The following is a 14,496-nucleotide window of genomic DNA, read 5'->3' on the forward strand; positions in this document are numbered from 1 at the left end:
CCCTCCCCGATCTGTGCCGGTGGCAAACCAGTCACCGTCACAGACCCGGTGGCCGCAGCTCGAACCAGACCCGCTTGCCGTCGCCGCGCTCCTCGCTGCCCCACCGCGCGGCGATGGTCTGCAGCATCCGCAGGCCCCGGCCACGCGGGCGCTGCTGGTCGAGCTCCTGCACGACCGGCCGGATCGCCGAGCCGTCGACGACCCCGATGCGCAGCCAGTCCCCGGAGGACGTCACCTCCACGGTCAGGGTCGACTCGCCGCCCACGTGGTCGATGACGTTGGACACGAGCTCGGTGGTGAGCAGCGCCGCGTCGTCGAGGTCCTGCGGCACCGCCCAGGCCTCGAGCAGGCCGACGACGAGGTGCCGTGCCGCGGGCACGCTGGACAGGGCCGGGGGGAGGTCGAAGCTGGCCTCGAGGCTCGACATGCGTTGGGTCCGTCCTGGCGGCTCGTGCGGGGAACGTGGGAAGACCCCGGGCGGCCGTCATGGGAACCCGTGGTGCGGAATTCGATGGCACACAACTAACCACGCCCGGGTGGAACTCCGCAAGGGCCATTGCGTGTCACGACCGTTGCATGTCACACGCCTTGCATGCAACGCCCGTTCCAACCCTGTAGTGTGCAATCTAATAACGGCCGCGGCGGGACGGATGGGCGATGGACGATCGGACGCGGGACGACCCGGCAGAGCGCGCGCTCGCCGGCCTCGTGACCGAACTCGATCGCTGCATCGCCGAGCTCGAGCGGGCGCGCACCCGCGCAGGCACGCTCCTCCGCGAGCGTGGCGCGGGCCGCCCGTGGCTCGAACTCGTGACCGCGGAGTCGCGCCCCCTCGTCGTCGAGAGCATCTCGACCGTGCTCGGCGCGCTGGCCACGGCGGGCCACGCCTGGCGGCGCGAGCAGGCGATCGCCCTGCAGGACGAGCAGGTGAGCATCAACCGCATCGCGGCGCTGTTCGGCGTGACCCGCCAGCGCATCTCGGCCCTGGTCCGCCGCGACGACAGCGGGCACGCCGAGGACTCGGGCACCGACTGATCGGCGTCGGCGGCTAGGGGACCAGCGCGTCGATCGCCTTGTAGACGCGCTGCTCGGACACCGGCCGCGGCGTGCCGATGTTCTGCGCGAACAGGCCGACCCGCAGCTCCTCGATCATCCAGCGCACCCGGGCGACCGGATCGTCGGGCCCACCCGTGCCGGGCACCTGCCGCCGGAGCTGCTGGTACTCCTCGGTGACGGCGGCCACCTGGCGCATCCACAGCTCGTCGCGGACGGCGTTGGCGGGCAGCTTCTCCAGCCGGTGCGCCATGGCCTTGAGGTAGCGGACGACGTCGGGCAGGCGCCGCCGGCCCGTGGCGGCGACGAATCCCCGGTGCAGCAGGCCACCCATCTGCGCCCGCAGGTCCGCGATCGCGGAGTCGGGCACCCGGCGGGTCGGTGCGGTGCCGATGGCGACCGCCACCTCCCGGGCCTGGGTGAGCACCGCCGCGACCTTCTGCACCGTGTCGGCGGTCAGCCGGGGCAGCTCGGGTCGGGCTGCGGCGACGAGCGCGCGGAACGCCGCCTCGTCGCGCGGCGGGCCCCCCGCGGCGGCGATCAGCTCGTCCGCGGCGGCGTCCACGCAGTCGGCGACCAGATCCGGGATCTCGCCGTCCGGGTTGAACTGCAGCGCCAGCCGCGTGGCCGGCGACAGGCCCTTCACCACCTGCCGCGCCGGGGAGCCGACGGCGAGGACCAGCAACCGCCGGGCGCCCCGCCAGGACAACCGCCCGGCCTCGACCTCGGTGGGCACCACCCGGACGCCGACGGTCTCGCCTTCGTCGACCAGCGCCGGGTACGCCGTGACCTGGTGGCCGCCGCGGCGCACCTCGACGGTGCGCGGGAGTTCGCCGAGGGTCCAGTCGGTCAGACCGCTCCGCTCGATGTCGGCCGCGGCGCGCGCGAGCCCGGCACGGCTCTGGGGCGCGACCTGGGCCCGCAGCGCCGCGAGGTCCTTGCCGACGGTGAGGGGTCGCTGCTGGTCGTCGAGCACGCGGAACGTCGCCCGCAGGTGGTCGGGCACCTGGTCCGGGGCCCACGCGTCGGGCGGCACGGTGACCGCGGCCGCGCGCCGGAGCTCGCGCTCCAGGGCGGGCAGCAGCGCCTCGCCCGGGTCGATGTGCGGGAGCACCTCGCGGACCCGGTCGGGGATCGGCACGAGCGCGCGGCGCAACTGCTTGGGTAGCGTCCGCAGCAGCGCCGTCACCAGCTCCTCGCGCAGTCCGGGGACGGTGAAGGCCAGCGACTCCCCCGAGGTCTGCGCGGCGACCCCGTCGAGCACTGCCAGGGGCACGTCGACGGTGACGCCGTCCTCGGCCGTGCCGGGGGCGAAGGCATACGACAGCGGCAGGGTCAGGCCCTGCGAGAGCCGCACCTCGTCGGGATAGTCCTCGACCCGGACCTGTCCCGCCGCCGCGGCGTTGGTCAGCATCTCGGGCGTGAAGGTGAGCAGGTCCGGCCGGTCGCGACGGGCCGCCTTCCACCAGCGGTCGAAGTGCCGGGTGGAGACGACGTCGGCCGGGACCCGGGCGTCGTAGAGCTCGAACAGCGTCTCGTCGTCGACGCCGATGTCGCGGCGGCGGGCGCGCTCCTCCAGCGCGGCGACCTGCTCGATCGCCCGCTGGTTGTCGGCCCAGAACCGGTGGTGGGTCGTCCACTGGCCCTCGACCAGGGCGTGCCGGATGAACAGCTCGCGGGAGACCACCGGGTCGATCGAGCCGTACTGCACCCGCCGGCCGACGACGAGGGGCAGCCCGTAGAGCGTGACCCGCTCGGTGGCCACGACCGAGCCGCGCTTGGCGTCCCACCGCGGCTCGGAGTACTGGCGCTTGACCAGGTGCGCGGCCAGCTTCTCGACGTCCTCGGGGTCGATGCGGGCCACGGTGCGGGCGAACAGCCGGCTGGTCTCGACCAGTTCGGCGGCGACGACCCAGCGCGGTGGCTTCTTCGCCAGCGGCGTCCCCGGCGCGATCACGAACCGGGTGTTGCGGGTGCCGAGGTACTCCCGACTCGGTCGCTTGTCCCCCTTCGCCTGCTCCGCCTGCAGCCCGACGTGCGACAGCAGCCCGGCGAGCAGCGCGGCGTGGATGCCCCGCTCGTCCGGCTCCGCGGCCGGTTCGCCGACCGTCATGCCGAGCCGGCGGGCCGTGCCGCGCAACTGGCCGTGCAGGTCCTGCCACTCGCGGATGCGCAGGTAGTGCAGGAACTCCCGCTTCACCGTGCGGCGGAACTGGTTGCCGGAGAGGGCCTCCTGCTGCTCGCCCAGGTACCGCCAGAGGTTGAGCAGGGCCAGGAAGTCGGAGTTCTCGTCGGCGAACCGGCGGTGGAGTTCGTCGGCGGCCTGCTGGTGCTCGGTCGGCCGCTCGCGGGGGTCCTGGATGGTCAGGCCCGCGGCGATCACCAGCACCTCGTCGAGCACACCCCGACGGTCGGCCTCGACCACCATCCGCGCCATGCGCGGGTCCAGCGGGAGAGCCGCCAGCGCCCGTCCCGTGTCGGTCAGCTTCCCGTCCTCGTCGAGCGCGTGCAGCTCCTCGAGCAGTGCCAGGCCGTCGGCGACCGCCCGGCGGTCGGGTGGGTCGACGAACGGGAAGTCCTCGACGGCCCCCAGGTCCAGCGCGGCCATCTGCAGCAGCACCGAGGCGAGGTTGGTGCGCAGGATCTCCGGGTCGGTGAACTCCGGCCGGGCCTCGAAGTCGGCCTCGGTGTAGAGCCGGATCGCGATACCGGGCCCGAGCCGACCGCAGCGCCCCGACCGCTGCCGGGCCGAGGCCTGGCTCACCGGCTCGATGGGCAGTCGCTGCACCTTCGTGCGATGGCTGTACCGCGAGATGCGGGCGGTGCCCGGGTCGATCACGTACCGGATGCCGGGGACGGTGAGCGAGGTCTCCGCGACGTTGGTGGACAGCACGATCCGCCGTCCGGAGTGCGGGGCGAAGACCTTGTGCTGGTCGGCGGCCGACAGCCGGGAGTAGAGCGGCACGATCTCGGTCTGCGGCATGACCCGCTCGGTGAGGGCGTCCTGCGCGTCACGGATCTCCCGCTCCCCGGCGAGGAACACCAGGATGTCGCCGGGCCCCTCGGCCACGAGCTCGTCGACGGCGTCGAGGACGGCGCTGACCTGGTCGCGGTCGGGGTCGGCGTCCTCGTCGTCGGGGTCGACGACCGGCCGGTAGCGCACCTCGACGGGGTACGTCCGGCCGGTGACCTCGACGATCGGCGCGCCCGAGAAGTGAGCGGCGACCCGCTCGACGTCGATCGTCGCGGACGTGATGACCAGCTTGAGATCGGGACGGCGGGGCAGCAGCTGGGCCAGGTAGCCCAGCAGGAAGTCGATGTTGAGGCTCCGCTCGTGGGCCTCGTCGAGGATGATCGTGTCGTACTGGCGCAGCAGCCGGTCCCGCGCGATCTCGGCGAGCAGGACGCCGTCGGTCATGAGCTTGACCAGCGTCGAGTCGCTCACCTGGTCGGTGAAGCGCATCTTGAAGCCGACGACCTCGCCGAGCGGCGTCTCCAGCTCCTCGGCGATCCGCTCGGCGACGCTGCGCGCGGCGATGCGGCGGGGCTGGGTGTGCCCGATCCGGCCGCGCACGCCCCGGCCGAGCTCGAGCGCGATCTTGGGCAGCTGCGTCGTCTTCCCCGAGCCCGTCTCCCCGGCGACGACGACGACCTGGTGGTCGCGCAGGGCCGCCGCGATGTCGTCGCGGCGCGCGCTGACCGGCAGGTCCTCGGGGTAGGTGACCACCGGGACGGCGGCGGCCCGGCGGGCCATGCGCTGCTCGGCCGCGGCGACGTCGGCGGCGATCCGCTCGCGCTGTCGCTCCCGGGCCTGCGGGTCCCGGGTCTTCCGCAACCCGTCGAGCCGACGGCGCAGCCGGTGCTCGTCCTGGAGGGTCAACTGCGACAGCCGCGACCGCAGGTCTTCGTGCAGCGCGGTCACGACGGTTCTCGGTTCCTCTCGCAGTCGGGGGCGTCAGCACTGACGGATGACCCCTCCAGGATCGCACCGTCCCCCCGCCGTGTGGCACAGCACAGCAGACGATAGATGCATGGGTCGTACAACAAGGTGTAGCGTGCACGAAGTTTCCGCGCTCGACCTCGAGGACCTTCCGCATGAGCACCAGCACCACCGGCGTCGACCGCGACTCCGGCGTCGGCACCCTCGGCGAGCAGCTGCCCCGCTTCATGCGGCTGATGCACGGCCTGAAGAGCCAGCACGCCGCCGAGGGGGGCCGCGACCGCGCCGCACACGTCCTGCTCTTCCCGCTGTGCCGCCTCGGTCCGCTGCGGCAGAGCGCACTCGCCGACCTCGTGCACGCCGACCCGTCAACGGTCAGCCGGCACGTGACCCTGCTCGTCGAGCAGGGCCTGGTCCGGCGCGCGGCCGACGAGTCCGACGGCCGGGCCAGCAACCTCGTCGTCACCGACGCCGGCCGCGCCCAGCTCGACACGCTCCGCGCGGAGCGCGAGGCCTATCTCGGCCAGGTGACCGCCGGCTGGACTGACGACGAGCTCGCCACGTTCACGGCGCTGTTCCAGCGGCTGCTGGACGGCATCGCCGCCACGCTCCCCTCCGACCCCATGTCCGCGCCCGCCGACCGGACGGTGACCCCATGACCTCCACCCGCTCCAGCGCCGCCGAGCGCCGCTCGGCCCGCGCCGCGGCCGCCGCACCCGGTGCGGACGGCGCGTTCACCCACCGCCAGATCCTCACCGTGATCGCGGGCCTGATGACGGCCATGTTCCTGGCCGCGCTGGACCAGACCGTCGTCTCCACCGCCATCCGCACGATCGCCGACGACCTGCAGGGCTTCGACCTGCAGGCCTGGGCGACGACGGCATTCCTCATCACGTCGACGATCTCGACGCCGCTCTACGGGAAGCTCTCCGACATCTACGGGCGCCGACCCTTCTACCTCTTCGCGATCGCGATCTTCGTCGTCGGTTCGGCGCTGTGCGGCATCGCCACGTCGATGTACGAACTCGCCATCTGGCGGGCGGTGCAGGGCATCGGCGCCGGCGGGCTGATGTCGCTGGCGCTGGCGATCATCGGGGACCTCGTCCCGCCGCGGGAACGCGCCAAGTACCAGGGCTACTTCATGGCCGTCTGGGGCACCTCGAGCGTGCTCGGCCCCGTGGTCGGCGGCTTCCTGGCCGGGCAGCAGACGATCCTCGGCGTCGACGGCTGGCGCTGGATCTTCTGGATCAACGTGCCGCTCGGCGTCGTCGCCCTCGCCGTCGTCATGCGGGTGCTGCACCTGCCGCACCAGCGGCGCGAGCACCGCATCGACTGGCCCGGGGCGCTGGCGCTGATCACCGCCCTGGTGCCGTTGCTGATCGTCGCCGAGCAGGGCCGGACGTGGGGGTGGATGTCGTCCGAGGCGCTCACCTGCTACGCGATCGGCGTCGCCGGCATCGTCGGCTTCGTCCTGGCGGAACGGGCCTACGGAGACGACGCCCTGCTGCCGCTGCGCCTGTTCGGCAACCGCAGCTTCACCGTGGCCGGCATGGGCAGCGTGGTGATGGGCGCCGGCATGTTCGGCGGGCTCCTCCTGCTGCCGCTGTACCTGCAGATCGTGCACGGTTCGAGCCCCACCGAGGCCGGGCTGCAGATGCTGCCCCTGGTGGCGGGGATCATGACCGGCGCGATGAGCGCCGGCGTCGCGATCGGGCGGACCGGCCGCTACAAGGCGTTCCCCCTCGTCGGCACGGTGCTGATGGTCATCGCCATGGTGTCGCTGTCGATGGTCGTGGACGCCGACGCCTCGGTGTGGAGCCTCGCGCCGTTCATGGTCCTCATGGGCCTCGGGCTCGGCTTCAACATGCAGCCGGTGATCCTGGCCGTGCAGAACGCCGTCTCCCCCCGGGAGATGGGCGTGGCCACGTCGTCGGTGACGTTCTTCCGCCAGATGGGCGGCACGATCGGCACGGCCGCGTTCTTGTCGATCCTGTTCACTCGCCTGCCGAGCGACATCGACGCGGCCGTGACCGACGCCGTGCGCGCCGAACCGGCACTGGGGCCGCAGCTGCAGCAGGCGCTGGGCGCGGGGACCCCGGACCTGTCGGACACGTCCTTCATCCAGCAGCTGCCGGAGGCCCTGGCGCTGCCGTTCAAGGTCGGCTTCTCCCAGTCGATCGACGCCGTCCTCCTGCTCGGCGCCGGCGTCGTCGCGCTCGGCTTCCTCGTGCTGTGGTTCCTGCCGGAACTGCCGCTGCGCACGGAGTCGGGCATCCAGGCCGCCCAGGCGGAGGCGGCGGCCGAGGCCCGCGCGGCGGCGGGGGAGTCCGGCGAGCCCGCCGCGCAGGCGATGCAGGCCGCGGGCGCCGCTGCCCCGACGTCGACCCCACCACCGGTGGGTCGACCAGGGGACGCCAAGCTCTGAGGCCTCCCGACCTAGAGTGGGCCGGGTGGCTCCGTCGCTCATCCTCTCCCGCCGCGACCTCGACTTCCTGCTGCACGAATGGCTCGACGTCGAGGCTCTGACGAAGCGGGCACGCTTCGCCGAGCACTCCCGCGAGACCTTCGACGCCGTCCTCGACCTGGCCGAGCAGATCGCCACCGAGCACTTCGCGCCGCACAACCGGAAGGCCGACGAGAACGAGCCCCGGATGGTCGACGGCACGGTCGAGATGATCCCCGAGGTCGCGCAGGCGTTGAAGGTCTTCGCCGAGGCCGGGCTCATGGCCGGGGAGTTCGACGAGGAGCACGGCGGCATGCAACTGCCGCACGTGGTGGGCCAGGCGGTCTTCGCCTGGTTCAAGGCGGCCAACGTCGGCACCTCGGCCTACCCGTTCCTGACCATGGGCAACGCCCGGCTGCTGCTGGCGCACGGCTCCCCGGAGCAGATCGAGACGTATGTGCGGCCGGAGGTCGAGGGCCGCTGGTTCGGCACGATGGCGCTGTCGGAGCCGCAGGCGGGCTCGTCGCTGTCCGACATCACCACGAAGGCCGTCCGCCAGGACGACGGCACCTACCGGCTGACCGGCAACAAGATGTGGATCTCGGGCGGGGACCACGAGCTCACCGAGAACATCGTCCACCTGGTCCTGGCCAAGGTGCCCGGCGGGCCGCTCGGCGTGAAGGGCATCTCGCTGTTCGTCGTCCCCAAGTTCCTGGTCGAGGACGACGGCTCGCTCGGCGAGCGCAACGACGTCGTCCTGGCCGGGCTCAACCACAAGATGGGCTACCGGGGGACGACGAACACCCTGCTGAACTTCGGGGAGGGCGTGCACACCCCGGGCGGGCGCGCCGGGGCCGTCGGCTACCTCGTCGGCGAGGAGAACCGCGGGCTGACCTACATGTTCCACATGATGAACGAGGCCCGGATCGGCGTCGGCATGGGCGCGACCGTGCTGGGCTACACCGGCTACCTGCACGCGCTGGAGTACGCGAGGACCCGCACCCAGGGCCGGCCGGCGGGAGCCAAGGACCCGGCGACGCCGCCTGTTCCCATCGTCGAGCACCCCGACGTCCGCCGGATGCTGCTGGCCGCCAAGTCCTACGCCGAGGGCGGCCTGGCGCTCGGCCTCTACTGCGCCCGGCTGGTCGACGAGGAGCAGACCGCCGAGCGCCCCGACGACCGAGCCAGAGCGCACCTCCTGCTGGAGATGCTCACCCCGATCGCGAAGGCCTGGCCCTCCCAGTGGGGGCCGGTCGCCGACGACCTCGCGATCCAGGTGCACGGCGGCTACGGCTACACCCGCGACTACCCGGTCGAGCAGTTCTACCGCGACAACCGCCTCAACCCGATCCACGAGGGCACCAACGGCATCCAGGCGCTGGACCTGCTCGGCCGCAAGGTCGTCATGCAGGGCGGCGCCGGGCTCGCGCTGCTCGGCGAGACGATCGCGGCCACGACGGCCCGGGCGGCGGGCACCGAGTGGGCGGCCTTCGCGGCCGATCTCGACGCCGCCGTCGCCCGCATGGGATCGGTGACCGGGACCCTGTGGGGCGCGGGTGACCCAGAGGTCACCCTCGCCAATGCGCACGTCTACCTGGAGGCGGCCGGGCACCTGGTGGTCGCCTGGCTGTGGCTGGCGCAGGCGCTCGCCACGGGGACGGCGGAGTCCGACTTCCACCACGGGAAGCGGCAGGCCGCGCGCTACTTCTGGCGGTGGGAGCTCCCGCGCGTGCACCACCGGTTCGACCTGCTGGAGTCGCTGGACCGGACGGTGCTCGACACCCCACCGAACTGGCTCTGATCACCAGCTTTCCGCACCGAAAGCGCGGGCCCGCGGTTCAGCTTTCTGTACCGAAAGCTGGCGGAAGGATCGAGGTCCTCCCTCAGGCAGCGATCGCGCGGACCGGCTCGGCGACGGACTGGCGCCCACCGCCGGGCCGCTCGGCCCGCAGTTCCCGCTCGTACCGGGCGGTGGACCGGGTGCCCATCGCGATGACCAGGGCCGTCAGCACCAGGAACCCGACAAGGGTCACGGCCGGCCACAACATCATCTGAATCTCTCCCCCACGCTGTCGGTGTGCCGCCACCGGGACAGGGGCGGCGGCACGTCGTCAGGGGTCCTATTCCCCGGCCGACCGCCGTCCTAATCGTCGAATTGTGTGCTTCACCTGACAGTGTGTGATCAGGCTCACTCTCCCGGGGGGCCTGCGGACGACGGCGCGAGCGTGCTCCGCCGGCCCAGCGGCGTGGTCTGATCGGCCGGTGCCCCCGTCCGCCGCGCCCCGGCCGGCCCTGCTGGTCCTCGCCCTGTCGCTCGGCGTCACGACGCTGTCGCTGCTGCAGAGCCTCGTCGTCCCCGTGCTGGGCACGATCGCCACGCAGCTCGACGTCTCGGCCGGCGCGGCCGGCTGGGTGCTGACCGCCAACCTGCTGGCGGCCGCGGTCCTCACCCCCGTCCTCGGGCGGCTCGGTGACCTGCGGGGCGAGCGGGTGGTGATCCTCGGGATCCTCGTCACGGTGTCGCTGGCCACCCTGCTCGCGATCGTCACGACGTCGCTGCCGCTGCTGCTGCTCGCGCGGGTGCTGCAGGGCGCCTCGTACGGCCTCTTCCCCCTCTCGATCGGTGTGCTGCGCCGGGAACTCCCCCACGCCCGGCTGGGCGTCGCCATGTCGGTGGTCAGCAGCACGCTCGGCGTCGGCGGCGTCGTCGGGCTGGTGGCCACCGGGCTGCTCAGCGGCAACGGTGCCGACTACCGCACCCCGTTCTGGCTCGGCCTCGGCGTCGCCCTGCTGTCCCTCGCCCTGGCCGCCCGCGTGCTGCCGCGCCGGCCGCCCACCGCCTCGGGCCGGGTCGACTGGTGGGGGGCGCTCGTCCTCGGCGCCGGGCTCGTGCTGCTCCTCCTGCCGATCTCGCAGGGCCACACCTGGGGGTGGACGTCACCGGCCGTGCTCGGCTGCCTCGCCGGCTCGGCGGTCGTGCTCGCCGGCTGGGTGGTCCTGCAGCGCCGGCTCGCCGAACCACTGGTGCGGCCCTCGATGCTCACCGACCACCGGACCCTCGTGCCCAACCTGGCGGGGGTGATGGTCGGCATCGCGCTGTTCACGTCGTTCCTCGCCGTCCTCCAGTACGTGCTGACCCCGCCGGAGCGGGCGGGTTTCGGGTTCGGCGCGTCGGTGCTCTCCGCGTCGGTGGTCTACCTGGTGCCCGGCGGTGTCCTGGGCATCGCCGCGGCGCCCTTTGCCGGCCGGGTGGTCGTCCGCCGCGGAGCGCTGCCGACGCTGCTGGCCGGCGCCGTCCTGGGGGTGGCCGGCTTCGTGATGCTCGCCGTGCTGCGCGGGATGCCGTGGGCGGTGATCGTCGGCGGCGCGCTGTGCCAGCTGGCGATCACCGTGGCGTTCGCCGCGCTGCCCGCTCTCGTGGTGCAGGCGGTGGAGCGGTCCGAGACCGGCGTGGCCAACGCGGTCAACTCGATCGCCCGGTCGGTCGGCCAGGCCCTGGGCAGCACGGTGGCGGTCACGCTGATCGCCGGCAGCGTCGACCCCGCGACGGGCTTCCCCCGCGACGTCGCCTACACCCAGGTCGCGCTCATCGGCGCCGCCGCGTTCACCGCGGTCGTCGTCGTCGCGGTGCTCGGCATCCGCGCCGATCCGCAGGGCGGCCGCCCGCGGCGCGACCCGCTGGCCGAGGTGGAGCAGGCCACCGCGGGGGCCGGGGAGTGGTCGCCGGTGTCCGGCATCCGCTGAACCGGCACCGGCGTGTCCGGCATGGAACGGGATCGTCCGGGGAACCCCAGCACCCGACCTTCCCCGCACGGCCGTCCGACGGAGGACTCCATGGCCCGACCGAACGGCTCCTCGAGCCGCACCGCGGACACCCGCTTCCACGGCAACAGCACCGGCGACCCGGCCCCCGAGACCGACGAGATCAGCGGCACCCGCGCCGACTACGCGCCCACCGGAGCCGACCCGAAGCCCACCACCGGCGGCACGCTCAAGCGCACCGTCAAGGAGTTCAGCGAGGACAACCTCACCGACTGGGCGGCGGCGCTGACCTACTACGGCGTCCTGGCGCTGTTCCCCGCGCTGATCGCGCTGCTGTCGATCATCGGCCTGCTCACCGACCCGAAGACGCTCACCGACGCGTTGACCGCCGTGATCCCCGAGGACGCCGCCCGGACGATCAACCCCGTGATCGAGCAGCTCGCCGGGAACGACACCAAGGCCGGGTTCGGTCTCGTGCTCGGTCTCGCCGCCGCCGTGTGGTCGGCGTCGGGCTACGTCGGCGCCTTCACCCGCGCCGCCAACGTCGTCTACGAGACGCCGGAAGGCCGCAAGGTCTGGAAGCTCAAGCCGCTGCAGCTGCTCGTCACCCTGATCGGCATCCTGTTCGCCGCCGTGATCGTCGCGCTGCTCGTGCTGAGCGGCCCGGTCGTCGACGCCATCGGGTCCGCCATCGGTGTCGGCGAGACCGGCCAGACGGTCTGGAACGTCGTCAAGTGGCCGGTCGTCCTCGTCGTGCTCGCCGCGATGATCGCCGTCCTCTATTACGCGACGCCGAACGTGAAGCTGCGCGGCTTCCGGTGGGTCAGCCCGGGCGCCGGCGTGGCCATCCTGGTCGCGATCGTCGCCTCGGCGGCGTTCGCCTTCTACGTCGGCAACTTCAGCAGCTACGACAAGACCTACGGCACGCTGGCCGGCGTCGTCGTCTTCCTGATCTGGTTCTGGCTGATCAACGTGGCGCTCCTGTTCGGCATCGAGCTCGACGCCGAGATCGAGCGGACCAAGGAGCTGAAGGAGGGCGTGCCGCGGGCGGAGAAGGAGATCCAGCTCGACGCCCGCGCCGAGCCCAAGGACCAGCAGACGACGTGAGCGACGAACCGCGAATCGTCACGTCGGACTTCTACGACCTCGAGGCCCTGCTCGACGACGACGACCGGGCGCTGCTGCACCGGGTGCGGGCGTTCATGGACAGCCAGGTCGAGCCGGTCATCAACGAGTGGTGGACGCGCGGCAAGTTCCCGATGGACCTCATCCCGGGGCTGGCCGAGCTCGGCATCGCCGGCACCCAGTACGCCGGGTACGGCTGCCCGGGCCGGTCGCCGCTGACCGACGGGATGATCGCCATGGAGCTGTCCCGCGGCGACCCCTCGATCTCGACGTTCATGGGCGTCCACGGCGGGCTGGCCATGGGCTCGATCTACCTCTGCGGCTCCGAGGAGCAGAAGCAGCGGTGGCTCCCGCCGATGGCGCGCATGGAGCTGATCGGCGCCTTCGGCCTCACCGAGCCCGACCACGGCTCGGACATCGCGCGCGGCGTCACGACGACGGCCCGCCGCGACGGCGACACGTGGGTGCTCGACGGCCAGAAGAAGTGGATCGGGAACGCGAGCTTCGCCGACCTCACCGTCGTCTGGGCCAAGGACGTCGAGACCGAGCGCGTGCTGGGGTTCGTCGTCGAGAAGGACACGCCGGGCTTCACCACGGTCGACATCGAGGACAAGATCGCGCTCCGGGCGGTGCAGAACGCGCTGATCACCCTGGAGGGCGTCCGGGTGCCGGAGGAGAACCGGCTGCAGGAGGCGCACAGCTTCCGCGAGACGGCGAACGTGCTCCGCCTGACCCGGGCCGGGGTCGCGTGGTCGGCGGTCGGCTGCTCCCGCGGCGCGTACGAGCACGCGCTGCGCTACGCCATGAACCGGACGCAGTTCGACAAGCCGATCATCGAGTTCCAGATGGTGCAGGACCTGCTGGTGCGCATGCTGGGCAACATCACCGCGTCGGCGGCGATGTGCGCCCGGCTCTCGCAGCTGCAGGGCGAGGACCGGATGACCGACGAGCACGCGTCCATGGCCAAGGCGTTCTGCACCGTGCGGATGCGGGAGACCGTCGGCTGGGCGCGCGAGCTCATGGGCGGCAACGGGATCCTGCTGGAGAACCACGTCGGCCGCTTCGTCGCCGACGCCGAGGCGATCTACTCCTACGAGGGCACCCGCGAGGTGAACACGCTCATCGTCGGGCGGGCGGTGACCGGCGCCAGCGCGATCGTCTGAAAAAGGACCCCGTCCTCCCCACCCTTCGCAAGCTCAGGGCGGGCCCCTGGACGGGGCCTTCACATGGCCGACCACCAGTCGGCGGCGGCCTCGGCCGGGGTCAGTCCGTCGATCTCCACGGCGCGGTTGAGCCGCACCAGTTGCTGGGTCGTCAGCAGCTCGCTGGCGCGGTCGAGCGCCGCGCGCAGCCGGTCGCCCCACCGGTCGAGCACCGCCGTGCGCACCAGGGGCACGACGTTCTCGTGCGGTTGCAGCGACCGGTCGTCGATGAGGAGCAGCACCGGCGCGATGCCCAACCGGGCGTCGGTGGTCTCCAGCAGGCCGACGTCGATCTCGCCCGCGACCAGCGCCTCCACGGTCGCCGCGCGCGAGGGCATGCTGCGCACCGCGGCGAACTCCAGCCCGTAGACCTCCCGCAGGCCCGGCAGGCAGAGCGGGCGCTCCGCGCACTCGGGTGGACCGCCGAAGACCAGGTCCGCGGCCAGCGGGCCCAGCTCCGACAGCTTGCCCAGGCCGTACGCCGCCGCGAAGGCCGTGGTCACCGCGAAACCGTTCTGGTCCTCGGCCGGCGCGGCCGCGAGCACCGTGATGCCGCGGCCGTCGAGCACGTCGGTGAGTTCGGCGTGCAGTTCCTCCCGCGTCCGGGGCGGTCCCGGACCCGCCCCTCCGACGAACCCGGCCGCCGTCCCCAGGTAGTCGACGACGACGTCGACCACCCCCTGCTCGAGCGCCGGTTCCAGGACCTCCCGGGTGCCCACACCCGCCTGCACCGTCACCGGCAGGCCCGCGCGGCGGGCGGCCTCGGCGTAGACGGCCACGAGGGTCTGGTTCTCGGAGAAGTCGTAGGCGGCGAACCGGATCGCGTCGTCGGCCGTCCGGGGCGGCGGCGCCTGCTCGGCGGTGCACCCGGCGAGCGCCACGAGGACGGCGGCGAGCAGGGCGCAGGACGCCCGACGAGCGCGCACGGCGTCCCCCTTCCGGTGCGGGAGGCGGCCAGGCTAGTGGGTGCC

Annotated in this window: 11 protein-coding genes; 7 read left to right on the forward strand and 4 right to left on the reverse strand. The window is 72.7% G+C overall.

Features of this window, described 5'->3' with window-relative positions; genetic code table 11:
• Window positions 1-37: 37 nt before the first annotated feature.
• On the reverse strand, window positions 38-427 hold the full coding sequence (locus tag ABD644_RS02595; protein WP_344686938.1) for an ATP-binding protein: 390 nt from the start codon (window positions 425-427) through the stop codon (window positions 38-40).
• Between the two features lie 230 nt (window positions 428-657).
• On the opposite strand from ABD644_RS02595, the gene ABD644_RS02600 reads away from it, so the two are divergent.
• A complete protein-coding gene (locus ABD644_RS02600) occupies window positions 658-1,035 on the forward strand; it encodes a hypothetical protein (RefSeq protein WP_344686939.1) in 378 nt (125 codons plus the stop codon).
• 13 nt (window positions 1,036-1,048) lie between these two features.
• On the opposite strand, the gene hrpA is transcribed toward ABD644_RS02600, so the two are convergent.
• Window positions 1,049-4,975: an ATP-dependent RNA helicase HrpA gene (gene hrpA / locus ABD644_RS02605; RefSeq protein WP_344686941.1), complete on the reverse strand. Its 3,927-nt coding sequence runs from the start codon at window positions 4,973-4,975 to the stop codon at window positions 1,049-1,051.
• Between the two features lie 173 nt (window positions 4,976-5,148).
• Between hrpA and ABD644_RS02610 the strand changes: the two genes are divergently transcribed.
• The 3 genes from ABD644_RS02610 to ABD644_RS02620 are packed head-to-tail and all read left to right on the forward strand — an operon-like array spanning window position 5,149 to window position 9,237.
• Window positions 5,149-5,652 (forward strand): MarR family winged helix-turn-helix transcriptional regulator, encoded by a 504-nt coding sequence (locus ABD644_RS02610; protein WP_344686943.1) that lies wholly within the window; start codon window positions 5,149-5,151, stop codon window positions 5,650-5,652.
• Complete coding sequence (locus ABD644_RS02615; RefSeq protein WP_344686944.1) at window positions 5,649-7,418, forward strand: MDR family MFS transporter; 1,770 nt, start codon at window positions 5,649-5,651, stop codon at window positions 7,416-7,418. Before ABD644_RS02610 ends, ABD644_RS02615 begins: the two co-directional genes overlap by 4 nt.
• Window positions 7,419-7,443: 25 nt before the next feature.
• On the forward strand, window positions 7,444-9,237 hold the full coding sequence (locus ABD644_RS02620; RefSeq protein ID WP_344686945.1) for an acyl-CoA dehydrogenase: 1,794 nt from the start codon (window positions 7,444-7,446) through the stop codon (window positions 9,235-9,237).
• A gap of 82 nt (window positions 9,238-9,319) precedes the next feature.
• On the opposite strand, the gene ABD644_RS02625 is transcribed toward ABD644_RS02620, so the two are convergent.
• A complete protein-coding gene (locus ABD644_RS02625; protein WP_344686946.1) occupies window positions 9,320-9,487 on the reverse strand; it encodes a hypothetical protein in 168 nt (55 codons plus the stop codon).
• 211 nt (window positions 9,488-9,698) lie between these two features.
• Between ABD644_RS02625 and ABD644_RS02630 the strand changes: the two genes are divergently transcribed.
• The 3 genes from ABD644_RS02630 (at window position 9,699) to ABD644_RS02640 (ending at window position 13,486) form a co-directional block, all read left to right on the forward strand.
• Window positions 9,699-11,180 (forward strand): MFS transporter, encoded by a 1,482-nt coding sequence (locus tag ABD644_RS02630; protein ID WP_344686947.1) that lies wholly within the window; start codon window positions 9,699-9,701, stop codon window positions 11,178-11,180.
• Between the two features lie 90 nt (window positions 11,181-11,270).
• A complete protein-coding gene (locus tag ABD644_RS02635; protein ID WP_344686948.1) occupies window positions 11,271-12,305 on the forward strand; it encodes a YihY/virulence factor BrkB family protein in 1,035 nt (344 codons plus the stop codon).
• Window positions 12,302-13,486, forward strand: a complete 1,185-nt coding sequence (locus ABD644_RS02640; protein WP_344686949.1) for an acyl-CoA dehydrogenase family protein — start codon at window positions 12,302-12,304, stop codon at window positions 13,484-13,486. Before ABD644_RS02635 ends, ABD644_RS02640 begins: the two co-directional genes overlap by 4 nt.
• Before the next feature lie 59 nt (window positions 13,487-13,545).
• Here the strand turns inward: ABD644_RS02640 and ABD644_RS02645 are convergent, their stop codons facing one another.
• Entirely contained in the window at window positions 13,546-14,451 is a 906-nt protein-coding gene (locus ABD644_RS02645) for an ABC transporter substrate-binding protein (RefSeq protein WP_344686950.1), read from the reverse strand.
• Window positions 14,452-14,496: the final 45 nt, after the last annotated feature.

Origin of the sequence: Blastococcus jejuensis, assembly GCF_039534705.1 — a bacterium.
GTDB classification, from domain to species: domain Bacteria; phylum Actinomycetota; class Actinomycetes; order Mycobacteriales; family Geodermatophilaceae; genus Blastococcus_B; species Blastococcus_B jejuensis.

Excerpts from the sequence above, each read along its gene's own strand:
- ABD644_RS02595 (WP_344686938.1), bottom strand. The coding sequence starts at position 427 with ATGTCGAGCCTCGAGGCCAGCTTCGACCTCCCCCCGGCCCTGTCCAGC.
- ABD644_RS02600 (WP_344686939.1), top strand. The coding sequence starts at position 658 with ATGGACGATCGGACGCGGGACGACCCGGCAGAGCGCGCGCTCGCCGGC.
- ABD644_RS02610 (WP_344686943.1), top strand. The coding sequence starts at position 5,149 with ATGAGCACCAGCACCACCGGCGTCGACCGCGACTCCGGCGTCGGCACC.
- ABD644_RS02615 (WP_344686944.1), top strand. The coding sequence starts at position 5,649 with ATGACCTCCACCCGCTCCAGCGCCGCCGAGCGCCGCTCGGCCCGCGCC.
- ABD644_RS02625 (WP_344686946.1), bottom strand. The coding sequence starts at position 9,487 with ATGATGTTGTGGCCGGCCGTGACCCTTGTCGGGTTCCTGGTGCTGACG.
- ABD644_RS02635 (WP_344686948.1), top strand. The coding sequence starts at position 11,271 with ATGGCCCGACCGAACGGCTCCTCGAGCCGCACCGCGGACACCCGCTTC.